Source organism: Teichococcus aerophilus (assembly GCF_014490485.1).
GTDB lineage: Bacteria > Pseudomonadota > Alphaproteobacteria > Acetobacterales > Acetobacteraceae > Pseudoroseomonas > Pseudoroseomonas aerophila.
On record NZ_JACTVA010000029.1, the window covers coordinates 39,445 to 66,132 of the forward strand.

The 26,688-nt window shown below is 67.4% G+C and carries 20 protein-coding genes; 10 read left to right on the plus strand and 10 right to left on the minus strand.

The window, feature by feature from the left end:
• Positions 1-26 precede the first annotated feature (26 nt).
• Positions 27-173: a hypothetical protein gene (locus IBL26_RS15665; RefSeq protein WP_187785442.1), complete on the plus strand. Its 147-nt coding sequence runs from the start codon at positions 27-29 to the stop codon at positions 171-173.
• Here the strand turns inward: IBL26_RS15665 and IBL26_RS15670 are convergent.
• The 10 genes from IBL26_RS15670 to IBL26_RS15710 all read right to left on the minus strand — a co-directional run bounded on the left by IBL26_RS15670 (position 154) and on the right by IBL26_RS15710 (position 15,035).
• A complete protein-coding gene (locus tag IBL26_RS15670; protein WP_187785443.1) occupies positions 154-1,131 on the minus strand; it encodes an NAD-dependent epimerase/dehydratase family protein in 978 nt (325 codons plus the stop codon). The two genes, IBL26_RS15665 and IBL26_RS15670, sit on opposite strands and share 20 nt — an antisense overlap.
• A 267-nt stretch (positions 1,132-1,398) precedes the next feature.
• The gene (locus IBL26_RS15675; RefSeq protein WP_187785444.1) at positions 1,399-2,613 is read right to left on the minus strand and encodes a glycosyltransferase; all 1,215 of its coding nucleotides are present in this window, start codon (positions 2,611-2,613) and stop codon (positions 1,399-1,401) included.
• Positions 2,614-2,627: 14 nt separating this feature from the next.
• On the minus strand, positions 2,628-4,682 hold the full coding sequence (locus IBL26_RS15680) for a hypothetical protein (RefSeq protein ID WP_187785445.1): 2,055 nt from the start codon (positions 4,680-4,682) through the stop codon (positions 2,628-2,630).
• Between the two features lie 35 nt (positions 4,683-4,717).
• On the minus strand, positions 4,718-5,833 hold the full coding sequence (locus IBL26_RS15685; RefSeq protein ID WP_367615443.1) for a glycosyltransferase family 4 protein: 1,116 nt from the start codon (positions 5,831-5,833) through the stop codon (positions 4,718-4,720).
• The gene (locus IBL26_RS25735) at positions 5,790-6,086 is read right to left on the minus strand and encodes a hypothetical protein (protein ID WP_241749443.1); all 297 of its coding nucleotides are present in this window, start codon (positions 6,084-6,086) and stop codon (positions 5,790-5,792) included. Before IBL26_RS25735 ends, IBL26_RS15685 begins: the two co-directional genes overlap by 44 nt.
• 45 nt (positions 6,087-6,131) lie before the next feature.
• Entirely contained in the window at positions 6,132-7,445 is a 1,314-nt protein-coding gene (locus tag IBL26_RS15690) for a putative O-glycosylation ligase, exosortase A system-associated (RefSeq protein WP_187785447.1), read from the minus strand.
• Position 7,446: 1 nt separating this feature from the next.
• The gene (gene prsT, locus IBL26_RS15695) at positions 7,447-10,233 is read right to left on the minus strand and encodes an XrtA/PEP-CTERM system TPR-repeat protein PrsT (RefSeq protein WP_187785448.1); all 2,787 of its coding nucleotides are present in this window, start codon (positions 10,231-10,233) and stop codon (positions 7,447-7,449) included.
• Positions 10,234-10,249: 16 nt separating this feature from the next.
• Positions 10,250-11,665 (minus strand): PEP-CTERM-box response regulator transcription factor, encoded by a 1,416-nt coding sequence (prsR, locus tag IBL26_RS15700; protein WP_187785449.1) that lies wholly within the window; start codon positions 11,663-11,665, stop codon positions 10,250-10,252.
• A complete protein-coding gene (gene prsK / locus IBL26_RS15705) occupies positions 11,662-13,710 on the minus strand; it encodes an XrtA/PEP-CTERM system histidine kinase PrsK (protein WP_187785450.1) in 2,049 nt (682 codons plus the stop codon). Before prsK ends, prsR begins: the two co-directional genes overlap by 4 nt.
• Complete coding sequence (locus IBL26_RS15710; RefSeq protein WP_187785451.1) at positions 13,707-15,035, minus strand: exopolysaccharide biosynthesis polyprenyl glycosylphosphotransferase; 1,329 nt, start codon at positions 15,033-15,035, stop codon at positions 13,707-13,709. Before IBL26_RS15710 ends, prsK begins: the two co-directional genes overlap by 4 nt.
• Before the next feature lie 349 nt (positions 15,036-15,384).
• Here IBL26_RS15710 and IBL26_RS15715 point away from each other — a divergent pair, with 349 nt between their 5' ends.
• The 9 genes from IBL26_RS15715 to xrtA all read left to right on the plus strand — a co-directional run bounded on the left by IBL26_RS15715 (position 15,385) and on the right by xrtA (position 25,696).
• Positions 15,385-16,017, plus strand: coding sequence for an XrtA/PEP-CTERM system exopolysaccharide export protein (locus IBL26_RS15715; RefSeq protein WP_241749435.1), 633 nt, complete (start codon positions 15,385-15,387; stop codon positions 16,015-16,017).
• Positions 16,018-16,019: 2 nt separating this feature from the next.
• On the plus strand, positions 16,020-17,552 hold the full coding sequence (locus IBL26_RS15720) for an XrtA system polysaccharide chain length determinant (RefSeq protein ID WP_187785452.1): 1,533 nt from the start codon (positions 16,020-16,022) through the stop codon (positions 17,550-17,552).
• A complete protein-coding gene (locus tag IBL26_RS15725; RefSeq protein ID WP_187785453.1) occupies positions 17,549-18,415 on the plus strand; it encodes a P-loop NTPase in 867 nt (288 codons plus the stop codon). The genes IBL26_RS15720 and IBL26_RS15725 overlap by 4 nt, the downstream gene beginning before the upstream one ends.
• Before the next feature lie 73 nt (positions 18,416-18,488).
• Entirely contained in the window at positions 18,489-20,105 is a 1,617-nt protein-coding gene (locus IBL26_RS15730) for a TIGR03016 family PEP-CTERM system-associated outer membrane protein (RefSeq protein WP_367615444.1), read from the plus strand.
• Between the two features lie 11 nt (positions 20,106-20,116).
• A complete protein-coding gene (locus IBL26_RS15735; protein WP_187785455.1) occupies positions 20,117-21,079 on the plus strand; it encodes an AAA family ATPase in 963 nt (320 codons plus the stop codon).
• The gene (locus IBL26_RS15740) at positions 21,076-21,936 is read left to right on the plus strand and encodes an XrtA system polysaccharide deacetylase (protein WP_187785456.1); all 861 of its coding nucleotides are present in this window, start codon (positions 21,076-21,078) and stop codon (positions 21,934-21,936) included. Before IBL26_RS15735 ends, IBL26_RS15740 begins: the two co-directional genes overlap by 4 nt.
• Positions 21,933-22,967 carry a FemAB family XrtA/PEP-CTERM system-associated protein gene (locus IBL26_RS15745; RefSeq protein ID WP_187785457.1) on the plus strand — a complete coding sequence of 345 codons (1,035 nt, stop codon included), beginning with the start codon at positions 21,933-21,935 and terminating at the stop codon, positions 22,965-22,967. Before IBL26_RS15740 ends, IBL26_RS15745 begins: the two co-directional genes overlap by 4 nt.
• Positions 22,968-22,973: 6 nt before the next feature.
• On the plus strand, positions 22,974-24,221 hold the full coding sequence (locus tag IBL26_RS15750) for a TIGR03087 family PEP-CTERM/XrtA system glycosyltransferase (RefSeq protein WP_187785458.1): 1,248 nt from the start codon (positions 22,974-22,976) through the stop codon (positions 24,219-24,221).
• Positions 24,218-25,696 (plus strand): exosortase A, encoded by a 1,479-nt coding sequence (xrtA, locus tag IBL26_RS15755; RefSeq protein WP_187785459.1) that lies wholly within the window; start codon positions 24,218-24,220, stop codon positions 25,694-25,696. Before IBL26_RS15750 ends, xrtA begins: the two co-directional genes overlap by 4 nt.
• Positions 25,697-26,688 lie beyond the last annotated feature (992 nt).

Consider the following 26,688-nt stretch of genomic DNA (forward strand, 5'->3'; position numbering starts at 1 on the left):
GGCGGTAACGAAAGGGTGATGGGCGAATGGCGCCTCAGGAGCATGGTGGACCGCCGGGCGGTGGCCCGACGGAACGTCGCTGGTCATGGCCCGCAGCGGCACTGCTGATCGTCGCGTGCTCCGTGCTGGGCTGGCTGTTCATCGCCTTCGTGCTCAATACCGTTCTGCGCTGACGGGCAGGAACGGACCGGGCTGGTCGATGAGGCCGGGCCGCCCGGCGCCAATCCAAGCCAGGGTCTCGGCCAGGCCATCCCGCAGGGTCGTCGCCGCGCTTGTCGCCAAACGCTGACGCGCCAGGGCGGGCTGGCCCAGGGAATGACGGATCTCCCCCGCGCGGGCCGGCTGGTGCCGCAGCGTCAGGGACGTCCCGCACAGATCGGCAATGATGGAGGCAAGGTTCAGGATCGAGGTCGGCTGGCCGGTGCAGACATTGTACACCGGCGCTGACGTCGAAGCTGTGTCCATCGCCGCCAACAGCATCCGCACGACATCGGCGACATAGACGAAGTCCCGCGTCTGCAGGCCATCGCCGAACACGTCCACGGCCTCGCCACGCGCCAGGCGGTCGCAGAACACCGAGATCACGCCCGAGTAGGGTGAGCGGGGGTCCTGGCGTGGGCCGTAGACGTTGAAGAAGCGCAGGCCGGTGGTCGCCACCCCATGGGTGTGGCCGGCGACCAGCGCGTGCTGCTCACATCCCAGCTTGTCCGCGCCATAGGCGGAGAGGGGGCGGGGCCGCACATCCTCATGCAGCGGCAGGACGGTGCTGTCGCCATAGATGGCGGCGGAGGAGGCATAGACCACGGGGATGCCGTGGCGCCGCGCTTCCTCCAGCAGCGCGATGGTGCCGGAGAGGTTGGCGCGGTGCGTGCCGTACCAATCCTGCACGCCGCGCTGGACTGAGGCGATGGCCGCCAGATGATAGCAGACATCCACGCCTGCCAGCGCCTGGCGCACTGTCGCGGGGCGCGCGACATCGCCAATCAGGAGCGCCGCGCCGGGAGCCAGATTGGCTTCGGAGCCGGTGGAAAGATCATCCAGCACCCGCACCCGGTCGCCGCGCGCACGCAGGGCCGAGCAGAGGTGCGAGCCGATGAAACCACAGCCACCTGTGACAAGTACGGTCGCCATGTTTGTAAGACCTTCCGACAACGTTGCCCGTTCGGAATGCTAACTAAGTACAGGCAAATGATGAAGTGTAAAAAATGCTGAGTTTCAATTTACATTTTAAATGTAGAATTGGAACTTCAAGTAAATAAGTAAAATTCCGCGTAAATAACCTGTAAAGAATCCCGCTATATTCCAACTTGATGAAATGCCGGATGCCGCAGCTGGCTGGCACGGCCTATCACGCCGCTCCGCACCAAGGTCCGCCAGCGCCCCAACATGGCCGGAATGTCAGAATCCGAGGCTGGGCCTGCGTTTTTGCAGCATCCGCAGATACGGCCCGAATTCGATTCCCCGCCAACCCGTGGCCAAGGCGGGGGATGCTGTCAGGCGGCGGTAGATCGTGGCGAAGGCCTCGATCATCCGCTCGCTATCGAAGTCCCGCATGATGCGCGCCCTGCCAGCGTCGCCTAACTTGACACGCAGCTGCGGGTCCGCCGCCAGACGGTCCATCACACTGGCAAGCGTGGCGACAATCGCGGCTTCCTCGCCAGGCTCGACCAGCAGGCCGGTCACGCCGTCCTGCACCACCTCCGGCACCCCCCCACAGCGCATGCCGATGGTGGGAAGGCCGCAATAGCCGGCTTCGGCGAAGACGAGCCCATAGGCCTCGTCGTGCGATGCCAGGGCGAAGCAATCCGCTTCCATGTACATGTCGGCCAGCGCCGAACGGGCGCCGAGCAGATGCACTCGCTGGGTCAGGCCCAGCTCCGCGATCAGGGCCTCCAGTCGGCCGCGGTCGCTGCCTTCGCCGACCAGGACCAGATGCGCGTTCCGCTCGGCCGGCAGGCGCTGCAGCGCCGCGATCAGCCTGTCATGCCCCTTGCGCGGAATCAGCGACCCGACCGCGAGGATAACGAAATCCTCGGCCGCAATGCCCAGCTCCTGCCGGAAGCCACGATGGTCGCCGCCACTCATGCGGATCCAGTCGATGCCGTTCGGGATCACCTCGGTACGGCCATCGGGAAGTCCGTCCTGCTGCAAGCCCTGCAGGGTGGAGCGGGAGACACCGACCAGCAGCGGCACCAAATGCAGCAGGCAGACATAGCGGGAGCGCGGAAGGTAATTGGCATGCAGATGCGCCAGCATCGGCACACCCATGCTGCGGGCAACCGGCGCCAGCCACTGGCAGGGTGCCGCGCTGTTGGCGTGCACGCAGTCCACCTTTTCCCGCCGTATCATGCGCCGGGCCTCGGACATCAGCCGCAGCACCATCCGTGGCGAGAAGCGGGGCGAGGCGTAGTCCAGGAAATACGCCATCGGGGAGACATGGACCTGCACGCCCAGCGCCCGGGCCTCCGCCGCCATCACCTCCGAATTGCACCAGAGCACCGGACGGAACTGCTTGCGGTCCAGCCCGCCCATCAGGTCCAGCAACACCCGCTCACTGCCACGGATCCAGTTTTCGCCGTAATGCGCGAAGAGAATCGTCAGACGCTGCTGCATGCCTTGGCGCTTTGTCATGACCGGCCGCAGCGGCCGGCGCCGCGCGGTACGATGTTGAACAGGGGATCGCGGCGGAAATCCTGCTGCCGCGTGAAGGGTGCGCCGGCACCGGCCAGCCAGCTATGGGCCGCGCGCGCTTCCGGCGAGCCGATGACGTCCACCAGCGCCGCCAGGGTTTGCAGGGCGAGCTGGGCGTAGTCGCCTTCCGTCTTGCGCCATTGCGGGCCGTTGGACAGGTCCCGGGCCCGCATGGCCTGGCCGGTTTCCGCCCAGCTCCGCAGCGGCCGCGCCACATCGCCCTTGGAGCTGCCGGCGATCAGGTATGCCACGCCATCCCGCGGGTCGAACCCCTTGGCGGCGGAGAGGAAGCGGCCCGCGAGGAAATTGCTCATCCAGGCCAGAACCACCTTCGCATCGTCCTGCCCGCGCCGCGCGGCGGCGGCGGCGGTGGAGGCGAAGTAGTCCTGCTGCCAGGGCGGCAGCACATCCGCCACGCCGTAGACACCGGGAATGCAGCCGCGCAATTCGCCCTGCTCGTTGCTCCAGGCTGGCAGTTGCGCGCGCACCCAGGCCCAGTTGCTGCTGGCACAGGTGCGCAGATAGGGCAGGTTTGGGTCGCCGTCCGGGCTGGCCCAGCTGGCATTGTCCAACTGCCGCAGAGACCAGGCGGCGCCACGGACCTGGTTGGAGCGCACGACGTTCAGCCCTTCGGCCGGGCCGGAATTGGCCGGGTGGCCGCGCGTCTCCGGCCACTGCGAGACGACGCACCAGGCTGCCTGCGCCTGCAGGCCATCCAGGAAAGCCCGGCGCCCCGTCAGCAGGAATGGCACGAAGCTGAGATCCGGCTGGTGGGCGCTGTCCAGCGTCCAGCCGCCGTCGCCAGGGATCTGTTGTGACAGGCCGCCGGGGGGCGGCCCGCCACGTGAATCGGTCCAGAGCCGGGGCCAGCGGCGTGCATCCAGCCAGCCACCCTGGCCGTTGCCGCCGGTAGGGTCCCAGAGATGCCAGGGAATGCTGCCGGCCGCTTCCGCCTGGCCGATGGCGAAGGCCGCCGCCCGGCTGTCACCCGTCATCAGCCAGACGACCTGCGGCTGGGTGGCGGGGCCGATATCGGACCGGCCGCCGGTCTGGCTCATATCCTGCGTGATGCCTCGGGGGCTGAACGGCGTTGCCCAGTCGGGCGCGGCCGTGGCGCGCGCCATCTGCGCCAGGATGCTATCATCGACCCCCGTGGTCAGGTCGTAGCGCGCCACGGCGCCGGCGTCGGCCAGGTAGCTGACGTCGTGGCGGATGAAGGGCGGCTGGCCGAGCGGCGCGACCACCGCCTGCCGGCCCCAGCCGGTATATTGCGGCTGCCGTGCGATATCGAGGCGCCCCAGCTCCTTCCCGTTCAGCACCAGCCGGGCGCGGTAGCGGGCCGCGCCGCCACCGCCGCGCATGGCGATGTCGTTGCGGAACCATGCATCGATCTGCACGGCGCCACCGGCCTGCACCGTGACATCGGCCACCACCCGCAGCGAACTGACGCCGCCTGCGGCACGGGATGGCACCATGGCCTCAACCCGGCCTTGCAGCGCCAGCAGGCCGGACTGGAAGCGCTGCCCGCGCAGCCCGGCCGGCAGCAACTCCATCGTCCAGCTTTCGCCGGAGGGGCCGGTGACTTCCAGCGAGGCCTGGTGGCGACCCCAGACCGCTTCATCCAGCACGCCAGCCGGCCCGGTGCCGGCAAACAACACGACCCCGGCCGCCTGCCCGTTGTTCAGCGCGGGCGCCGCCAGCGTGACGATGGCCAGTCGTGCCGAACCGTCCGGATGGCGGTTCAGGATATCAATCTGGACGGGCAGGGGCTGGCCGTTCTCCCGCCGCGCCTGCAGGGCCTGCCCCGCCGGCAGGTCGCCCGCCTTGAAGGCTTGCCCAAACGCGACGACGCTGCCGGCCTGTCCGCCACGCCCTTCCAGCATCAGCCCGACAATGTCGCCGGCACGCGAGGGGCAGGGCAGGGCGGTGGCACGTGCGGACTGCGCATGGGCGCAGCCGGGGGCGGCGAGGAGACCCGCGAGGCCGAGCATGGCCTCACGACGGCCTGGCACCCATTGCGGCCCGTTCATGCCAACACCTGTCGGAACACGGCCAATTGGCCTGCGGTGGTCTCGTCCCAGCCGAAGCCTTCGGCGTAGCGCCGCGTGGCGGCCCGATCTGGTGGATTGCTGAGCAACGTGCGGATTCCGGCGGCGATCGCGTCCGGTGATGCCTGGTCCAGCACCAACCCGGCCTCCGGTGCGCGAACCGCCTCCCGGCTGCCCCAGGCGGGGCTGGCGACGACGGGCGTGCCGCAGGCCATGGCTTCCAGCAGCACATTGGCCCAGCCCTCGCGGCTGGAGGCCAGCACCAGCGCATCGGCGGCGCCGTAATAGTGCGGCAAGCGGCTATGGGGCTGCGGGCCTTCGAAGCGCACGCGGCCGGCTACGCCCAGCTTCCGGGCCTCGGCTTGCAGGGCCTCCCGCTCCGGCCCCTCGCCGACGATCAGCAAGTGATGGTCGGGCAACTGCGGCAGCGCGCGGATCACCAGATGGTGGCCCTTTCGTTCGATCAGATGGCCCACCGAGAGCAGGACCGGCTGGGACCCGAGGCCAAGGGCGGTGCGCGAGGAGTCCCTGCAAGCCGGCGGGCGGAAGGCTTCGAGATCGACGCCGTTGCGCAGGACCGTGACCTTCTCGGGCGGTGCGCCCAGGGCAACCAGGCCTTCCTTCAGGCCTTCGCTGACCGCGATCAACGCATCCGCCTGCCCGATCGCCCAGCCGATGGCGCGCCGGGGCAGCCGGTAGCGCGGCAACTGGCTGGTGTCGGAGCCGCGCGCGGTCAGCACCACGGGAAGGCCGAATTCCTGGCCCAGCCGCACCGCCGCCACGCCATCCGGGTACAGGTAGTGGGCATCGATCGCATCGAAGCGCAGGCCTTGCGCCAGCAGCCGGCGCAGGGCGACCCTGGCTGCCTGATACAGGCTGGTGGGACCCGTCAGCATGCCAAGCCGCGGCAGCGCCAGGAAGCGCGGGTGATGGACCGTCAGCCCGTGGCGGCTTTCCTGCCCGGGGATGCCGGCATAGCGGGCCCATCTGCCGAAGTGGGGCGACGTCCAGGGAAACCATGGCACCGGCGCGAGCACAGTGCTGCTGGCCTCACTGCTGGCGACGAGATGCCGCAGGCGGTTTTCCACGAACACGCCATGATGCGGCTGCGTGGCGTTTGGGTACAGGGTGCTGAACGTCAGCAACCGGATCGGCCTTGTCGCGCCAGCTTCGTACGCTGCCGCGCTGGTACCGATCGCCCGTCGCCGTGCTGCTATCACCGGTGTCATCGGCCGCGTCCTGCAGCATCTCGAAGGGCGACCATTTCTCCCCCACGGCGGAGACCGAGCTCCACCACGCCAGCCAGGTGATCCCGGCCAGCATCGCCACGAAGTAGAGGCTGTCCATGCGTCATGTCCCCGATGGAAACAGGAAGGTTGGGCGGCAGGCCGGTCATGCGCGCGCACCCTTCGCCAGGGCATGGTCGCGCCAACCCGGCGCCAGCTTGCCGGCGGGAACCCGCGCCCGCACCGTGGCCCGGTGCGCCAGCGTGTATGTCGCCGCGACGGCGACCAGGAGTGTCCAGTAGAAGTCCCAGTAGGAGAGGGACAGGAAGGTGCCGCTGACCAGATAGGCGACGATCGATACCTGCGCCATCCGGCCCAGATCATGCGCCCAGGCCAGCTCTGGCTTGTCCCGCGTGATGCGGGCGAGGCGGATGGAGGTGATCAGTCCCGCCACGGTCAGCCCGACCCACAATGCGAAGGTCGGGAAGCCGTGCTCGCCCAGCAGCTCGAACCAGATGCTGTGCACGGCGCGCGCCGGCCCATCCGGCGCCACGGTATCCACGACGGAGCGCGTATAGGGGCCAGTGAAGCCGGAGCCCACCAGCGGCCTGCTCTGCGCCAGCTTGAACGAGATACCCCACAGCACCAGGCGCTCGGTGGCCGAGCCGTCTTCCTGGTAGCTGCCGATGGTGTTCATGCGCTCAGTCCAGCTCTCCGGCATGAAGGCAACCGCGCCGACGAGCCCGATGGAGAGGACAATGGCGGAGATCACCTTCCGCTTGCTGCGGAACCACATCACCCCCGTCACCGCCAGCAGGCCCAGCAACGCGCCACGCGAGTAGCTGCCGACCGTGGCCAGGAGCGTCAGCCCCATGGCGATGACCAGCACCACGCGCACGACGCGGTGGGCTGAGTGCAGCCGCAGGTAGTGCATCAGCGGCAGCGTCACCAGCATCGCGGCGGCGAGGTGGTTGTTGTCCGTGATCATCGTCTGCTCCGGACCCCACACGCGGTAGTTGCCGCCTGTGATGATGGAGAAGATGCCGCCGCGCACACCGTAATAGCCGAGTGAGATGACCATGACCCAGATGAGGGCATGGATCCGCTTGCGCTCGGTCAGCAGCGCCGCCGTCAGCAGCAGCCCGACCAGCACCTTCGTCACATGCTCCCACTTGGCCCAAACGGCGGTGGGCTCGCCCAGCGCGGCGGCGGAGGTGGCGGTGAAGCACAGCATCAGCGCCATCAGCAGCAGCGTGACCGGGTTGACCGGCAACCGGCGCGGCTCCGCCGCCAGCAGGCAGCCGATCAGCGTGGCGATGAACACCGCCATCGCCCAGGGCAGCTCCGCCGACGCACCCCAGATCAGCCGGTGCGGGTTCATGAAGGAGATCCAGCTCCAGAGCAGGATCCCCGCGAACGGGCGCAGCATGGCGAGCGGAATCAGCCCCAGCATCGCCAGGAGGAAGACGGCGTCACGCATCTCAGCGCTGGCCGCGCAGCTCGGCCAGCAGGCGGCTCGCCTCGGCCCGTTCCGGGAAGGCGTTGGTGCCCGCCAGGGCCGGTGTCAGCAGCGCCAGGGCTTCATCCTTGGCACCGGTGGCCTGCAGCGCGTAGGCCAGCCGGAAGGCCGCCGCCGGATCGCTGGTACGGGCGGCGGCGGAGCGCCGCAGCAACGGTACCGCCTGCCCCGCCTTGCCGTTGCGCGCCAGGATCCAGCCCAGCGTGTCCGCCGTATCCGGGTTGGGCGAGAGGAAGAAGGCGCGTTCCGCCAGGGGCTGCGCTTCCGCCCCGCCGCGCTGGCCGATGGTCCAGGCCAGGTTGTTCAGGGCCACGGCATCCTGCGGGCGGCGCGTCACCACACCGCGCAACAGCTGCTCGGCTTCCGGCAGGCGGTTGGCTTCGATGTCGAACTGCGCCAGCAGCAGCATCGCATCGGCATCCTCCGGCGACTGCGCCAGCCAGGCCTTCAGCACGCGCACGGCATCGGCCGGCTTGCCGGCGGCACGCCAGGCGGCGGCCTCCCGGACCGCGAGGGCGGAAGAGGCGTCGGTCTTGGCGGCTGCGGCGTAGGCGCGCGCGGCGTCCTCAGGCCGTCGTGCCGTCACCAGCAGGTCGCCAGGCAGGGTCAGCGAGGCGGGGCGGGCGGCAGGCTGCTGCGCCAGGCGCTCGGCCGCCGCCATGGCCGCTTCCAGGCCCTGGGATTGCAGCACCAGCCCGGCCAGGGTCTGCTGCAGGGCGGCGTCGTCCGGCTTGTTGCGCAGGCCCTGCTGGATCAGCGCTTCGGCGCCACGGGCATTACCGGCGCGGACCATCAGGCCGGCGAGCTGCCGGTGCGCTGCGGTGGACTCAGGTGCTGCTGCCAGGGCCTCCCGGCTATCCTCCTCGGCCTCGGTCCACTGGCCAGCGGCGGCGCGGGCTTCGGCGCGCGCCAGCGTGACGGCGGGGATGGCGCGGCTGCGGATCGGGTCCGCTGCCAGGACGGCCACGGCGCGGGGGGCGTCCCCGCCGCGCAGCAACACGTTGGCCAGCGCCAGGGCCAGCACCGGTTCCGCCGGCGCGGCGCTTTGCACCGCTTCCAGCACCGCGCGGGCTTCCTGCGCCCGTGGCGCGCCGGGCATGGCGGCGGCGGAAAGCTGCGCCGTCGCCTCGACGTGGCCGGGCTCCTGCCGCAGGATCTCGCCCAACAGTCGCTCGGCTTCCGCCGGCATACCCTGCAGGTTAGCGGCGCGCGCCATGCCGATGCGGGCCGGGTTGGACTGCGGATTGATTTTCAGCGCCGCTTCGAAAGCGGTCCGGGCGGCCGGCAGGTCCATCTGCATCAACTGCAGCGTGCCCTCCAGCACCTGGCCATTCTCGCTGCGCCGGACATCCGGCGGCAGTTTGGCCATCTCGGCCGCCGCGGTCTGCAGGTCGCCCCGGAACAGCGCGGCATAGGCGAGCATCTGCCGCGCGGCCGGCGCCTGCGCGCCCGCCTGCACGGCGCGGTTGGCGGCGTCTGTCGTACCCTCCGCATCGCCCATGGCCAGGCGGGATGCGGCCAGGCGGCTGAGAATGGCGGAGTCGTTGGGGGCCAATGCGGCGGCGGACTGGAAGGCCTCGGCGGCTTCGCGCGGCCGGTTCAGGCTCGATTGGATGCGGCCCAGCATGTCGTAGGATTCGGCATCCGCCTTGCCCCGCACGGCCAGGGCTGAGAGCGCCGCCGCGGCGTCCTCCGGTCGTCCGCCATCCATGGACAGGCTGGCCAGCAGCTTGACCCCACGCGGGTCTTCCGGCCGGCGGGCCACATGGCGGCGCGCGGCGTCCTCGGCCTGCGCGACCTGGCCCAGGCCGCGCTTCGTGGTGGCCAGCACCAGGTAGCCATCGGGGAAATTGCCCAGCACGGCGCCGAGCTTCTGCAGGTTGGCATCCGCGCCCCCCCAGTCCCGCGCCCGCGCCTGCAACAGGCTGAGGAGATAGATGCCCGGGCCGCTGCCGGGCAGGGCCGCGAGCGCGACCTCCACATCGGCGCGCGCCTTCGCGTCCTCGTTCATCTGCATGAAGGCTTCGCCACGGCGCAGGCGGGCCGAGATGTTGCCGGGTGTCCGATCCAGCACACGGGTGAAGGTAGCGGCCGCCGCCGCGGGCTCGCGCCGCTCGAACTGCAGGCTGCCCTTGCGCACCAGCGCCTCGGCATTGTCCGGCTCACGCGCCAGGATGGCGTCCAGCGCGGCTTCGGATGCGGCACGGTCCCCTGCCGCCAGGGTCACGGCGGCGGTGGCCAGGCCGGCCTCGGTGGCATTCGGCGTCAGTTGCCTCGCCTGAGCGGCGGATTGCGTGGCGGCCTCCACCTGGCCAAGCGCCAACTGCGCCTGCGCCCGCGCGGCGGCGATCTGGCCGCCGACGAGCGCCGGGCTGTCCTGCGCCGGGAAGTCCCTCAACAGTTCCTCGAAACGGCCGGAGATAAGGTAGGCCCGCAGCAGCATCGCGGTGCCGATGCCCTTGTCGTAGCCCCGCTCCAGCGCCGCGCGCGCTTCCCGCTCGGCCAGCTCGGTGTCGCCCAGGTCCAGGCTGGTGGCGGCCAGCGCGGCGCGGGTGGCCGCCGAATCCGGCTGCTCCCGCACCGCGTTGCGCCATTCCAGCTGGGCGGCGCGCAGATCCCCGCGCGCCTGAGCAGCCTGTGCGCGCTCCTGCGGCCCCGCCATGACCGGCGCGGCACCCAGGGTGAAGGCCAGCACCACCGGCAGGGCCCGGAGCGAGCGCGGCATGGCGGAAAAAGGGGAGCGACGCATGACGTGCATCCTGCTGCTACGGGGTGTCGCCATCCGAGGGAGCTGTGTCCCTCGCGGCGGTGTCGGGGGGGGTAGTCTGGCTGGGGGAGAGCCGGTGGGTCTCCAGCAACCCGTAGATCGTCGGCCGGCTCACACCCAGCAGGCGGGCCGCGGCGGCGAGGCTGCCATTGCTGCGGGCCAAGGCCCGCTCAATGGTCGCGCGCTCCGCCCGCAACCGGGCGGCACGCAGGTCGAGATCGGTGTCGGATGCCGAAGGCGAGGCGCTCAGCTCAAGATCCGAAGCCGAGATGGTGTGGCCTTCGGTCATCAGCGCCGCGCGGCGAACGCGATTGCCGAGCTCCCGCACATTGCCGGGCCACCGGTAGGTGGTGACGGCCTCGACCGCCGAGGCATCCAGCCCGCGCAGCCGGCGGCCGAATTCCTTGGCGTAGCGGGCCAGGAACCAGCGTGCCAGCAACAGCGAATCCTCACCCCGTTCCCGTAGCGGCGGAATGCGGATGGTCAGCGAATTCAGGCGGTACAGCAGGTCCGCACGGAAACGGCCGCTCTCCGTCTGTTCTTCCAATGGTTGATTGGTGGCGGAGACGATGCGGACGTCGACGCGGATGGAGGTCCGGCCGCCGACACGCTCGATCACCTGGTCTTGCAGGAAGCGCAGCAGCTTGGCCTGCAGGGCGGGCGGCAGATCGCCGACCTCATCCAGGAACAGCGTACCGCCATTTGCCGCCTCGATGCGGCCGGTCACCTGCTTCACCGCGCCGGTGAAGGCACCGCGCTCATGCCCGAACAACTCGCTTTCCAGCAACGGTTCCGGAATGGCGGCACAGTTGATGGCAACGAAGGGCTTGCGGCTGCGCGGACCCATATCGTGCAGGGCACGCGCCAACGCCTCCTTGCCGGTGCCGCTCTCGCCCAACAACAGCACCGGGACGGAGACCTGGCTCAGACGCTCGATCGTGTGGCAGATCCGCAGCATCGACTCATCGGCGGTGACGATGTCGCGGATGGGGCTGGGCCGGGGCAGGGCGGCGAGGCGAAGATTCTCCTCCTCCAGCGCCCGCAGCCGCAGGGCGCGGTCCACGATGGTGCGCAGCACATCCAGGTCGACCGGCTTCTCACAGAAATCATAGGCGCCGAGCCCAATGGCCCGCAGCGTATGTTCCCGCTGGCCCTGGCCGCTGGCGATAATGATCGGCATCCCAGGGCACAGGCGGCTGAGCGTCGCTAGCGTGGCGAAGCCTTCGCTCACACCTTCCTCGTCCGGCGGCAGGCCGAGGTCGAGCAGCGCTGCCGTCGGCTGTTCGGCGCGCGCGATCTGCTCAGCCTGGCGGCGGTCGGCCGCCAGCAGCACGCGGCAATTCGGGAAGGCCCAGCGATACTGTGCCGCGAGCGCGGCATCATCTTCGACGACCAGAAGCTTGGGACGACTCATGACAGCAAAGCCTCCTGCCGGAGCTGGGGCGTCGCCGGCGTCTCGCAGATGGGCAGGGTAAGCCGCATGGTGGTGCCGTGGCCGGGGCGGCTGAGAACGGTGATGTCGCCGCCGGCCCGGCGCAGCAGCTCCCGCGCCTGCCAGGCGCCGACACCGCTGCCATTCGGCTTGCGGGTCTCCAGCGGCCGGAACAGCGCGTCACGGATGAATTCCGGCGTCATGCCGGGGCCATGGTCGACAATGTCGATGGTCAGGCGGTGCTGCCAGTGCCGGGCGCGGATCTCGACCCGCTCTTCGGCCGGCGAGGCCTCGGCGGCGTTGTTCAGCAGATGCCCGATGGCGGCATCGAAGGCCTCGGCCTGCATCAGAACGCGGGGAGGTGGCTGCCCGTCATCCTCCAACGCCATCGGGTGGCTGTGCCGGGAGGTCAGGGCGCGAAGATGCGCGATCGGATCGATCCCGCTGGTCTCCCCACTGGCGCTTGCCTCGGGCTGGCGCAGGCGAGCGATCAGGGTGTTGATCCGCGCAGCTGAGGCGCGAACGGTGAGAAGCATATCGCGCTGGAACTCCGGATCTTGGATGTTATGTTCTGCGTTGGCCAACAGCATGGTCAGCTGGCTGGCGACGGTCTTCACGTCATGGGCAACGAAGGCAAATCTCTGGGCGTGATCCTGGAGATGCTGATGCTCGCTGAGCCTTTCGGCGCTGCGGCGTTCCGAGAGGAACATGGAAACCTCCCGGCCCAGGCTCCTCAACAGGTCGAACACTTCGATATCCAGCGGCAGATTGGCACGCGGCCGCGCCAGCAGCACGACGCCCAGGACGCCATCCCGGTGATGCGCCAGCGGGACGGCGAGCCACAGCCGGCCGAAGGCGGCCTGAAGGTCGGGCATATCGCCGGCACTGAAGACATGGACCCAGTTGCCGTCGCGCAAGCGGTCCAACAGCGGATGCCCGCCGGCGATGGACAGCGCCTCCACCGGGCAATTCCAGGAACCGGCCCAGCTCAGCCCGTCCTCGCCCGCCTCGCGGAGCAGCAAGACGCCCGCCGGGCTATCGGCTGGATCGGCGATGGCGCGGATGGCGCGCAGGGGGGCGGGAACCTCCGGCTCCGACAGGGTCGCGACGCAGCGCAGCCATTCCTGCCGATAGTCGAAGCGAGCGGCGAAGAAATGGTCGACGATACTCCGCCGCAGGCGCGAACGGACCGAACGGGCGGTCAGGGCGACAGCGAAAGCCATGGCGCTGCCAGCCCACAGCCCGACCTCGGCGGCCCGGGTCCAGTCGGTACCCAGGTGCCGGATGGCCTCGCCCACCGCACCGACCGCCAGCAGGAAACTGCCAGCGATGAGCAGGGTGGCGCCATGGAACACCACTTGGCGCGAGACGGGCGGATCGCGGTGCCACCGGCGGTCCCGCACCGCGCCGATGGCGAGCAGGGGAGCCACCAAGGCTGTCAGGATGGCCCTGGCATCGGCCAGCGTCGGTGAGATTTCCCGCGACAGCGCCGCGTGGGCGTAAAGCAGCACATCGAAGGCAGCGAGACCGCCGAGGGTGATGCAGGGCAGCACCACATGCCACCGCGTTGCGTCACCGGCATTCCTGTAAAGATTCTCGGCCAGGACGACGACCATCAGAACCAGCGCCAGACGCACCAGAACGACGGGGGACCCGATGGGAACCCAAGTCAATGCGGAAGCGATGGCGGGGACCAGCGTCACCAGCGCCAGGATCGTGAGGGCGCAGGCGGCCGCAGTGGAATAGCGCAGAAGTGGCAGGGCCTGGCGGCCGCCGATGCGGTGGCCCAGCAGCAGCAGCACCCACATCCAGGTCGCGGTGCGGATCACCTCCAGCGCGCCGGCAACGCCGGCCAGGGGCGCCTGCGGCGACAATGCGACCGACGCGGCCCATAAGGCCGTGACGATGCAGGCCGCCGCCGGCGGCCAGGCCCGCCGCCCGCGCCCCGTACCCAACACCAGCACGCCCCAGGCCAGACAGGCCACGGCGCAGCCGGCATAGAGTATGGAGGAGATCTCTGGGTTCACCGGGCGCCTTCCTGCAACAGGACGACGCGAACCGTCGCCACCAGGATCAGCAGATCCAGGAACAGGCTGCGGTGCCGGACATAGTAAAGGTCATAGGCCAGCTTCATCCGCGCATCCTCAATGGACGCGCCGTAAGGATAATTGACCTGCGCCCAGCCGGTGATGCCAGGCTTTACACAGGCGCGGTCATGGTAGTGCGGGATCACCTGGCCCAGTTCCTCGACGAAGGAGGGACGCTCCGGGCGCGGACCGACGATCGACATGTCGCCTTTCAGCACATTGAAGATCTGCGGCAGCTCGTCGATACGCGTCAGGCGGATGAAGCGGCCGAACCGCGTGACCCGCGTGTCCTTCAGGGTGGCCCAGCGGGCTACGCCGCCGGCTTCCGCATCCACGACCATGCTGCGGAACTTGATCAGCGTGAACACGCTGCCGTTCTGCCCGACACGCTGCTGCCGGTAGAGAATCGGGCCCGGGCTGTCCAGCCGGATGATGATCGCGGCTGTCGCCATGACCGGCAATGTGAGCAGCAGCAGGAAGAGGCTGACGGCAATGTCGAACCCGCGGCGCAGGGCCCGCTGGAGCCAGCCGTCATACAGACCATGCGCTGACTTCAGCCAGTCAGGCGCGAGATTCTCGCAAATGATCCGGTTGAGGCGGCACTCGTGATATTCGGATTCATCCAGGACCTGGATCCCGGCCTCACGGCACCGCCGACGGGTTGCCTCGTCGAGCGCGGCGTGGGAGGCGACAACCGCCCAGACGCGCTGAGCGCGCAGCTTATCCGGCTGGCTCAGGATGGCCAGCGCATCTTCCCCAGGCGGGAGCTTGGCCACTTCGAAGACGTCGCTCGGCCCCATGTCCCGCTCATCCACCAGCGTGCTGGAGGGCACGACCAGGATGCGGCGCTTCAGAAAGCCGCCACGCAGCAGAAGGACAAAGGCAAACCGCGTCAGGATGACGGCGCCGACGCTGCCGAGCAGGATCTCGATCAGGATGCCCGGCGCCGCGGCGCGAAGATTCGCCGGCGTCGTGATGATCAGGCTCATCCAGGTGACAAGAAGAAGGAGTGTGGCGGCCAGGGCCGCACCGCTCCACACACGGCGGGAGCGCGACAGCAGCTCCGGCCGGTAAAGCCCGCTGGCGCTGCAGACGACGCCGGAACACAGCGCCAGGATACCGGCCATCATGGCCGCACGGACATGGTCCACCGGATATTCGGGCGGCATTCCAGAAGCCATCAGTAAATAGACAGCGAGAAAGACAGCCAGAGTTTCGGATAAGTATAGGAGGACCAGATCTGAGCGGATGTTGTGGCCAAACATGCTCGTCATCGGGGGGGACCTCGTTGGGATAGCCAGCTGCTTCGGTGTGGAATCGTTAGCATCTATCTGTATGACTTTGGAAGAGGATCGATAATACAAGGAATTTACATTGAGTGAAAAATATAGAAATCAAAGCGTGAGTTTTTTCTTCAGATGCCGGCTCGATTGCGAATTCATCAATATGATGGTCAAAAAATTCGACATTTTCCTGACAGATATTTTTGGGTGAGGTGTAAATTGCAGATTGCAGGTGGGGGTTCTTCTGATAACGTTGGAGCACGCCAACAAGGTGGGCTGCCCGAGCGGCCACGCACCCCCGTCCAACCGATTAAATAAGCAAATCAGGACCATGCCGATGCGCTATCGTTTCATCGAAGTATCGTTGGGACTGCTGTGCGCTGCGGGGCTGGCCGGCTGTGCCGGAGCCCCGAGCCTTCCCCCACCGCCAACCCAGGCCGCGGCCGAAGCCTCAGAATACGTTCTGGGCGCGGGAGATACATTGAGTGTGTTCGTTTACCGCTCGCCCGAGCTCAGCGCCGCGGAACTGCCGATCCGGCCTGACGGGCGTCTGTCTCTGCCTCTGGTGCCGGATATCGAAGCTGCGGGCAGCACCCCGACGCAGCTGGCACGGCAGATCGAACAGCGCCTCAAGGAGTATGTCAGGGATCCCAACGTCACTGTCATGGTCAGGTCTTTCCAGGGCCCGCCCAATCGCCAGATCCGCGTGATCGGCGAAGCGGCGCAGCCGATGGGCATGCCGTATCGCGAAGGTCAGACGGTGCTGGACGTCATGATCAGCGCCCGCGGCCTGACTCGCTATGCGGCCGGCAACCGGGCGGAGATCATCCGCCGCGAACGGGACGACCAACCGGCGCGGGTCATCCCGGTAAGGCTGGCGGACCTTCTGCGGGATGGCGACATGTCGCAGGACTTCCCGATGCGGCCAGGTGACACCTTGGTCATCCCGCAGGGCTGGTTCTAATCATGAGCGCGCTTGCACTGGCTCATCGCTACGCCGCCGCCGGTTGGCGGCAGCGTTGGAAAGCCCTGGTGGTCGGTTGGGGCGTGTGCCTCGCAGGCTGGGCGGGTGTCTATGCCATTCCAAATCAGTTCGAATCCAGCGCGCGCATCTATGCGGATGCGGATGCAGTGCTCGGGCTGCTGCTGCGTGGCATCGCCATCGACAGTTCGCCGGCCGGCCAGGTGGAGGTTCTGCAAAGGACGCTGCTGAGCAAGCCGAATCTGGAGAAGGTCATCGTCCGCACGGATCTGGACAACCGGGTCAGCACGGTTGCGGAGCGCGATGCGCTGGTGCAGCGCCTGGCGCGTGACATTCGCATCACGCCGCAGACCCGCAACCTGTTCACCATCGACTATCGTGACCGCGACCCGCGCGTGGCACGCGAAGTGGTGCAGACGGCGCTGACCTTGTTCATCGAGGCCGCGACGACGACCGACCGGCAGCAGATGGAAAGTGCCAGGGCCTTCGTGGCGCAGCAGCTGTCCTCCTACGAGGTGCAGCTCCGCCAGGCCGAGCGCCGGCGGGCCGAGTTCCAGGCACGCTATATCGACTTGCTGCCGTCCGATGCGCTGGGTGGTTCTTCCCGCCTGGAAGCGGCACGCGCCCGGTTGCAGCAGGTCCAGGGCGAGTTGCAGGACGCCCGGATGCGCCGGGACCTGACGCAACAGCAGCTGGATGCTATTCCGGCCCGGGTTGCCACGCCGGAAGTCCGCAGTGGCGGCGGGGGTGGCGGCCGGCTGGCGGAAGCTGAGCGTGAGCTGCGCGAGTTGCGGCTGCGTTACACCGACCAGCACCCGGATGTCGTCTCCGCCCGCAACACTATCGCGGCGCTACGGAGCCAAGGTGGCGGCGGGGGAGGCGGAGCGCGCACTGTTACGTCCGGTGGTGGCACGACATCATCGGCACCACGGACCAACCCGCTCTACGAAGCGTTGAAGGTCCGTCTGGTTGATGTCGATGCCCAGATCGCTTCCTTGCAGCGGCAGGAACAGGATGGGCGGGTCGAGGTCGATCGCCTCGATACCATCGCGCGCGGCGAGCCTGAATTGCAGGCGCAGTTCCTTAACCTTGATCGCGACTATAACGTGCTCCGGCGGAACTATGAGGAACTGCTGGCCCGCCGCGAATCGATCCAGATCGCCGGCGCCGCCAGGACCAGTTCCGACCGTGTCCGGCTGGAGATCATCGATCCGCCGAGCCTGCCGAGCGTACCGATTTCCCCCAACCGCCAGTTGCTGTTCACAGCCGTGCTGATTGCCGGCATCGGTGCCGGTCTGGTCGCCGCGCTCGGCTTCATGCAACTCGACCAGGCCTTCTATAGTGTGCACGACCTGCGGAAGCTTGGGCTGCCGGTGCTGGGCGGCATCTCTGCCATGACGCTGCCAAGGCGGACGGCAGCAAACTTTAGCTTCGCGGCGGGCGTCGTGGCACTCTTCGCCGTCTTCGGTGCTGTCCTGGCTGGGATGCCGGGCTTGATCGTGAGGTTGCTCGCATGAATGTTCCCGTCCGAGACCGCACCCATCTGGTCGAGCGTGCGATCGAAGCGCTCGGCGGCAGCGAGGCCCTGGGCCCCCGCGTGGCGCCGAGGGCACCGGAGCCGCCGCCCGCGCCGGCCGCGCCTGCCGCCCCGGCAAAGCCTGACGTCTCCCTGGCTGCCCTGCGGGCAGCCGGCCTGATTGACGCCCCCGAAGGCCAGCAGCGCAGCCGGTCAGTCGAAGAGATCACTGTTGTCCAGCAGCAGATTCTTCGGGGCATGGAGGATGTCGGCGCCGGGCGGAACCGGATGGTCGTCGTCACCAGCGCACGGCCGGGCGAGGGGAAGACCTTCGTGGCGACCAACCTCGCGGCCAGCATGGCGGCGAATAGTACGCGGAAGGTCATCCTGGTCGATGTCGATGGCAAGCGTGGCTCGGTGAGCGACCTGCTGGCCAATGGCGAAGTCAACGGTCTGCGCAGCCTGGCCGCGCAGGAGCGGATGGCACCCCCCTTGCTGACCTGTGAGGTCCGGAACTTGCTGCTGCTGCCGTATGGGAAGCCGGTGTCCGGCGAGAGTGTGGTGCCGCCGGGTTCGCAGGTGTCGGAGGCTTTGGCACGGCTGGCGCGCGCATTGCCGGACCACGTTCTCATCATCGACACCCCGCCCAGTCTGTCGACCAGCGACGCCCATGCGCTGTCCTCCATCGCAGGGCAGGTTGTCGTGGTGGTGGACGCCGAGCGGACGCAGCGGAACGAGGTAGAAGCGGCGCTGGATATGATGGAAGCCTGCCCCAATCTCAGCCTTCTGCTGAACCGGGTGTGCCTGACCGCCAGCGATAGCTTCGGCGCCTATGGCGACTACGGGGCACATAAAGGTGGCTGAGGCGTGTCCGCACAGGGCCGCTGCCCTGATCTCCGCGCTGGCGATGATCGGAGCGGCACCCGCCTTGGCGCAGGTGCCGCCGCTCCCCGGCACGACCGTCCCCTCGATCGCGCCGAGCGGCGCGACAGGGACGGGGACCGGGACCGGGACGCAGGAGGGGGGCTACGTAGCGCCTTGGCCGGCGGCGGGCCCGGTTCGCCTCGGCGATATCGGCTTTCCGTACAACGCCGTGGCCGTTCCGCAGGAGGATCCGTCTGTCGGCGGTTGGTCGATCACGCCCAGCCTTGGCCTGCAGTTTCTCGGGACAGATAACCTGTATCAGAGCCGCTCCAACCGCGAAGCGGAGTTCATCACCACTCTGACGCCCGGCGTCCTGGTGACGGTCGATACCGCCCGCTTTCAGGGTGTGGTGAATTACGAACCTGATCTGCGGCTCTATGCGTCGGATAGCGGCCAGAGCGGCATCGACCACCAGTTCAATGGCCAGATGCTTGTCACTGTTGTCCCGAGCACGTTCTTCCTGGATCTGCGCGGCAGTGGCGGGGTCCAGGCGGCCAATGGCGGTTACGCCGCGGCCGGGGATAGCTCGAACAGCCGCGGAAATCAGGTCCAGACCACGTCGTTTCAGGTCTCGCCTTACCTGGTGCACCGCTTTGGCGGGCTGATGACGCTGCAGGTGGGCTATGCCTTCCAGTCGGTCACGCAGAACCTGAGCGATAATGGCTCGGCCGCCTTCACGCCCACGGGCCAGCGATACTTCTCGGACCAGGACTTCACCGCTAACGAGTTCTATGCGGTTGCGCGTTCCGGCGAGGACCTTGGCCGCCTGGCCCTGGAAGGCCGCGCCATCTCCACCGACTATGACGGAACCGGCGTGCTGGAGAATGCGTACCGGCGCATCGCGGCGGTCGAAGCCCGCTACGCGGTCACGCGATTCGTCTCCGTGCTGGGCGAGGTTGGTTATGAGCAGCAGCGCTATTCAGGCGTGCCGCCGTTCGAGATCTCGGAGCCGGTCTGGTCTGTCGGCTCGAAGCTGACCTTCTCGCCGGAGAGTTCCATCACCGCGCGCTACGGCCGACATGATGGCTTCGACTCAGCACGTGTCGATGCCGCGCTCTCGCTGGGCGGCCGCACCCGCCTCTACGCCAATTATTCGGAGCGGTTGACGACGGCGGCGCAGCGTTCGGCCGACCTGCTGAACACCACGACCCTGGATGAGCTTGGCAACCCTGTCGATACCGCGACTGGCGCACCGTCCGTGCTGCCATTCGCCAACTCGTTCCTCGGCGTGCAGAGCAGCCTGATGCGGGTACGCAGCGCCTCGGCATCCGTCAGCCAGGATTGGGGTCGGGATATCCTGACGCTGACCTTGTTGCGCGAGGAGCGCAAGCCGGTCTCGACCGATATCGGCACCGTGGCTTCCCGGCAGAGCGGCACCTCGGGCAGCCTGACCTGGTCCCACGGCCTGACGCCGGCGACCACCGCCATCGGCTACTTGCAATACGGCACGTTCGAAACGCCGGCGCGCGGTAGCGGCAATGTCTTCACCGTCGGCGCGACCCTGGTCACGCAGCTTGCACCCGGGCTGGTGGGCACCCTGCAATTCATCACGAACAGCCGTGCGGACGATGTCGAGAGTGGCCGGGCGTTGCAGAACACCATCATCGCCGGCCTGCGGCAGACTTTCTAAGGAAATTGGATATGCAGCTGGATCACTACGGCTTCCGTGAACCGCCATTCCAAATGACGCCGGATGCCCGTCTCTTCTTTCCCAGCACCGTCCATCGCCGGGCTTATGCCCATTTGATGTACGGGCTGGCGCAGCGGGAAGGCTTCGTTGTCGTCACCGGCGAGGTCGGTGCGGGGAAGACCACCCTGATCGAGAGGCTCTGTGGCGAGCTCGATAGCGGCGGCTTCGCCGTGGCCAGGATTGCCACCACCCAGGTGTCGGGGGAGGACGTGCTGCGCCTGGTGGCAGACGCCTTCGGCGTGCCGACTGAGGGCAGCAAGGCGGGGCTGTTGCTGGGCATCGCCTCCGTACTGCGGCAGGGCGGCCGGCGCCACCTGCTGATCGTCGACGAGGCGCAGGGTTTGCCGCTGCAGGCGCTGGAAGAACTGCGCATGCTGTCCAACGTCACCGGGTCCGGCGAGGCGCCGTTGCAGACCATCCTGCTCGGCCAGCCGCAGCTGCGGCGGATCATGGCCAGCCCGGATCTCTCTCAGCTTCGGCAACGCGTGTTGGCGTCCTACCACCTCTCCGGCCTGTCCCGCGAGGAAACCCACGCCTATGTCGAGCATCGCCTGCGGGCGGTGGGCTGGGACGGCAGGCCAGATTGGGAACCGGCGGCCCTGGACATGGTGCACCGCTACAGCGGCGGCATTCCGCGGCGGATCAACCGTCTCTGCGCACGCGTGCTGCTGGGTGGAGCGCTGGAGGGCTCGGAGACCCTGACCGCCTCCATGGTGGAATCGACTGCCCTGGAGCTGGAAGAGGATCTGGGCGGCCCGCACGATGCCGATCGCGACGATTTCCATGACGACGACGACGCGCTGGACAAGCTCTCCCTGCGCGTCGAAGCGCTCGAGCGGCTGGTGGCACGGCGTGAGCGCGTCTTCTCCCGCATGTCCGACCTCTTCGCCGGCGGCGAGAGGCTGCGTCGATGACCCTGCGCAATGCCATGAGCGTCGATGTCGAGGACTGGTTCCAGGTTCAGGCTTTCGCCGGGGTCATCGCCCGGGGTGACTGGGATAATCTGGAATCACGTGTCGTCGACAACACGGTTCGTGTCCTCAACATCTTCTCACAAGCCGGCGTGCGCGCGACCTTCTTCACACTGGGCTGGGTGGCGGAGCGGCATCCGCAACTCATCCAGCGCATCGTGGCTGATGGTCATGAGCTTGCAAGCCATGGCTTCGGTCACGAGCGTGTGGACCAGATCGGCGAGGAAAGATTCCGACAGGATATCCGCCGTGCCAAGGCGGTCCTGGAGGATGCCGGGGGGGCCGGGGTCGTGGGCTACCGTGCCCCCACCTTTTCCATCAGCGCCAGGAACACACCCTGGGCGCATCAAGTCCTCGCCGATGAAGGCTACCTGTACAGCTCATCGGTCTTTCCCATCAGCCACGACCTGTATGGCTCACCGGATGCGCCTCGGCAGCCCTATCGACCCAGCGCCAATGGCGTCGTGGAACTGCCGATGACGACGGTGCAGATGCTGGGGCGCAATCTCCCCTGCTCCGGTGGCGGGTGGTTCCGGCTTGTTCCTTACCCGGTCTTCAAGGCCGGCCTGAGAAGGGCCAATGCCGCGGACCAAAGGGCTGGCGTGTTCTACTTCCATCCATGGGAAGTGGACCCGTCCCAGCCACGGGTCGGCAATGCCAGCAGGCTCTCCCGGTTCCGCCATTACACCGGCCTCTCCCAAATGGCTAGCCGGGTGGAGCAATTGTTGCGTGACTTCACCTGGGGCCGCATGGACCAGGTCTTCGCAGATGCCATTCAAGCGCGGACGAATCTCGCATGACGCTCAAGATCCATCAGTTGGAAGAGGCGTCCGAAGCGCGCTGGGACGCCTTCGTCCGCGCGATGCCGGACGCGACCTTCTTCCATTTTTCCGCCTGGCGTCACGTCATCGCGGAATCCTTCTCGCACCAGACCTACTATGTCTATGCCGAGGAAGCAGGCGAGATCGTTGGCATCCTGCCCCTGGCACGGATGCGGACGAAGCTGTTCGGGGACGCGCTCATCTCCACGCCATTCTGCGTCTATGGTGGGCCGATCGCGATGTCGCAGGCTGCCTCGGATGCGCTGGAGCATTATGCGCTGGAGCTGCTGCGCCGCATCGGCGCCGATAGCCTGGAGTTCCGGCAGCTTCACACGCCTTGGCCCGGCTGGGCCGTGCGGCCGCCCCTGCACTACACCTTCAGGAAGAGCTTCTCCGGCGACGCCGAGATCGACATGAAGGCCATTCCCCGCAAGCAGCGGGCCATGGTCCGGAAGGGCATCCAGAACGGCTTGCGCTCAGTAAGCGACGGAAACATCGACCTGCTGCACAAGGTCTATGCGGAAAGTGTGCGGAACCTTGGCACACCGGTCTTCTCTCGCCATTACTTCCGCATGCTGGCGAAGTATTTCCCGGAGCAGCACGACGTTGTCACTGTCTTTGACGGCGATGCTCCCGTCGCATCGGTGCTGAATTTCTACTTCCGGGACGAAGTCATCCCCTATTACGGCGGTGGCACGGCCCGTGCCCGCCAAGTCGCTGCCAACGACTTCATGTATTGGGAAGTCATGCGGCGCGCCGGGGCGGAGCGTGGGTGCCGCCTGTATGATTTCGGGCGCAGCAAATCCGGCACCGGCGCATTTGACTTCAAGAAGAACTGGGGCTTCACGCCGCAGCCACTGCACTATTGTTACCGGTTGGGGGAGGGGGCGGTTCTGGCCGAACACAACCCGTCCAACCCGAAATACAAACTGCTGATCGCTGCCTGGCGGCACCTGCCCTTGCCGGTCGCCAATCTCCTGGGCCCGCCCATCGTGCGCGGATTGGGGTAGGACATCATGAAGCGCCTCCTGTTCCTGTGCCACCGCATTCCCTACCCGCCGGAGAAGGGGGACAAGATCCGCGCCTGGCATATGCTGCGCCATCTGGCGCAGAGCTGGGACGTCGACCTCGGCTGCCTCGTGGATGATCCGCAGGACCTGCAGCATCTGCCGGTGCTGGAGGAATGTTGCAACGTCGTGCGTGCCCACCCGACCGGATCATCCTGGCGGGCGGCGGCACGGACGCTGCTGCACTATCGACCCGGCAAACCGCTGACGCCCGGCTGGTTCTACAACGCCGATCTGGCGTCCTGGGTCCGCCAGGGTCTGGCGTCGGGGCGCTACGACGCCGTGTTCGCCTATTCCGCCGCGATGGCGCCGTATCTGATCGGCCAACCCGGGTTTTCCCCCCGCCAGTCCCGCGTGCTGGATCTGGTGGACGTGGATTCCGAGAAGTGGCGCGCCTATGCGGCGGAGACCAAGTCACCCATGCGGCACATCTGGCAGCGCGAGGCGCGGACCCTGTTGGAGTTCGAACGCCGCGCCGCCATGGCGTTCGACCGCTGCCTTTTCGTCTCCGGGCATGAGAGCGCCCGCTTTGCGGAGCTGGCGCCCGAGACCGCCAGCCATCTCGACTGGGTGGAGAACGGCGTCGACATGGCGTTCTTTGACCCGGCGCGCTCCTATCCCAGTCCTTATGAGGGTGTCGCCTCGCCGCTGGTGTTCACCGGTACCATGAACTACCGGCCAAATGTGGAGGCCGTCTGCTGGTTTGCCCGTAACGTGCTGCCAAGGCTGCGCGCGGCGTTCAATCCAAGCCCCGAGTTCTTCATCGTCGGCGCCAACCCGTCCCCTGCTGTACGCTCGCTCTCCAGCATCCCGGGGGTGCATGTCGTCGGCGCCGTGGCGGATATCCGGCCTTATATCGCGCACGCATCGGTCGCGGTCGCGCCGCTGGGCATCGCCCGCGGCATCCAGAACAAGGTGTTGGAGGCGATGGCCCTGGCGCGCCCGGTGGTCGCCTCGTCCTCGGCCTTCGAGGGCGTGCATGCCGTGCCTGGCAGAGACCTGCTGGTAGGCGATGGCGTCGCGCAGACCTTCGACCTGGTTTCTGCGGTGCTGCGTGGCGAGCATTCCGGCCTGGGCGCCGCGGCCCGGCGGGCGATGCTGGCCGGCCATGACTGGTCCGCCACCTTGCGCCGGCTGGATGGCATGCTCGCACCGGCCCCGGCGCAGCAGGTGCATGAACTGGGCGCGGTGGCATGAGCGCGCATCCCGCTATCCTGTCGCCAGCTCTGCGGGGCGTATCCTGGCCAATGGCGATCTCGGCTTTCGCGGCCGGATTGGCGGTCCTCCTCGTGGCCTTCACCACGGAGGTCATCGCTGCGCTGGATACCTGGGAAAGCTCGACAGCCTATAATCATTGCTGGCTGGTGTTGCCGGTGGCCCTGTGGCTGGCCTGGGGCCGGCGGCATCGGCTGGAAGGCATGCAGCCTTCGCCCGCGCCCGTGGCCGCCATCTGCGCCTTGCTTGCGGGCTGCGCATGGCTGGTAGCGGAGCGCCTGGGCATCATGGAAGGGCGTCAGCTTGCCGTCCTTGGCATGATCTGGAGCCTGGTGCTGGCCGTGTTCGGCTGGCAGTTCGTGCGCGCCATGCTCGGGCCGCTGCTGTACCTGGTGTTCTTGGTCCCATTCGGTGCGTTCATCGTGCCGCTTCTGCAGCGCTTCACCGCCTGGTTCATCGTCACCGGCCTGCAGGTTCTCTCCATCCCGCATTACCATGATGACCTGGTGATCGAGATCCCGGCCGGCACCTTCCTGGTGGCGGAAGCCTGCGCCGGGCTGCGCTTCATCATCGCCGCGCTGGCCTTCGGTGCGGTCTACGCCCTGGTCGTCTTCCGCAGCCCGTCCCGGCGTCTGGCGGTCATGGCGATGGCTATCGTTGTGCCCGTGATCGCCAACGGCGTGCGCGCCCTGGGGATCGTGCTGCTAGGCCACACGATCGGCAGTGCGGAGGCGGCGGCGGCGGACCATCTTCTTTACGGCTGGGTGTTCTTCTCGGTCGTCATCCTGCTTTTGGTGCTTGCCGGCCTGCCATTCCGGGAGGACGCCGCGCCGGATCCCCAACTCTCCATGCTGCCGCGTGCCCCTGGCAAAGGCGCCACAGCGCTGCTGGCCTCCGCCGTGCTGTGCTCCGGGCTTGCAGCGGCGGCGCCCGCGCTGGCTGCGGTGCTCGATCGCGTGCCACCGGCTGTGGCCGTGGCGCCGCGGCTGGCTCTGCCACCGGAATGTGTCGCCACGGGTCCAGGCGCGGAGTTCCGCTGCGGCAATGCCACGCTCAGCGCCCGTCTCCTGGTGTTCTCGCCCCGAGTGACCTGGTCCAAGGTCTCGGCGGAACGGCGCGGCATGGCTGCTGACGACGACGAGGCTGTGACCTTCAATATCACCACCGGCGATGTCACCTGGAACGTGCGTCAGGACGCTAAGTCCGCCGCGATGGTCGCAGTGGCTTCGTGGCTGGGCGGCCGCCCAGCCGGGGATGGGCTCCGAAGCCGCGTTTCCCAGGCGCTGAACAGCCTCCATGAAGGCTCCGGCCGCCCAGTCGTCGCCGCCATCATCGTGCGGTACGACACCCAGGCGCGGGACGCCGCCAGCCAGCAGCGGGACCGCGCGTGGCTAAAGGCCATCATGCAGGCGTCGGCGACCGGCTTTGTTGACCAGGCCGCTGCGCTTTCCCGCTAGGGTATGCGACGGGCTGAGGGCGTGGGGCGCCCCTGAGCGGCTGCTGCGGAGCGTTTCGCAGGCGGTCTTGCTGCCTTCGCCGCTGGGCTCAGCTAGAGGCTGTTATGGACCACTCATAAACAGCTGATTTCGTTCAAAATTTTTTGGCCGCGCCACATCGAAAATGCAGTGCAATCAAGCGCTTGTATGCAGGTCCATAACAGCCTCTAGGCCGAGATAGCTAATTCGTCTGCCGAAAGGGCCCCTGGACTACCCACCAGGTGAAGGGCCTGGGTGATGACGACGTAGAGGATTACCTTATGCGCGGCTACAATTCGGCAGCGGGCCCTAAAAATTCGAGATGCGCTGCTCCAGGACAGGTCGATGGGTCCGGTAGCAGGTTGTGCTGAGATGCTCATCAGCGACACCTGCCATCGCATGCGCAAGCGGGTGGCCATCACATACAGCTACAGCGTCCCCCATATTCCGTCCTGTCGGGGCCACTAACCTTTCAGCGTCTGCTCGCTAGAGGCTGTTATGGACCACCCATAAACAGCTGAAATTGCTTGACTTTATATATAAGGGCTCGGCGCGGAACGCCTGCAAAATCAAGCTTCTAGCGGCAGGTCCATAACAGCCTCTAGAGGCTATCCCTGTTGTCACGGGCGCGCGGCAGACGGGGCGGTGGGTCTGGGCCGCGAGCATCGTAATCTGCCATACGAACTTGGCCACTATGGCGCAAAGCTTGCGAGCAAATTTAAGGTTGGGTCTGCCTATATATAGGCGACGACGACGGCGAGTAGGCCGGCTCCGAATGCCAAGCCCACGCTCGAACACCTTATTTTCCTCGGGGCTATCTTTTCCTGAGTTTAGGTGTTGACGGTGTTGGGATGGTTGGGTAGAAACCGCCCCCCACCGCAAGGGCAACTGAGTGGTCGGGAAGTAAAGACTGAGGCGCTGCTAAATAAAGCTAAAATACTGGTTGACACTGAGGTGGTGGTCCGGTAAGTTGG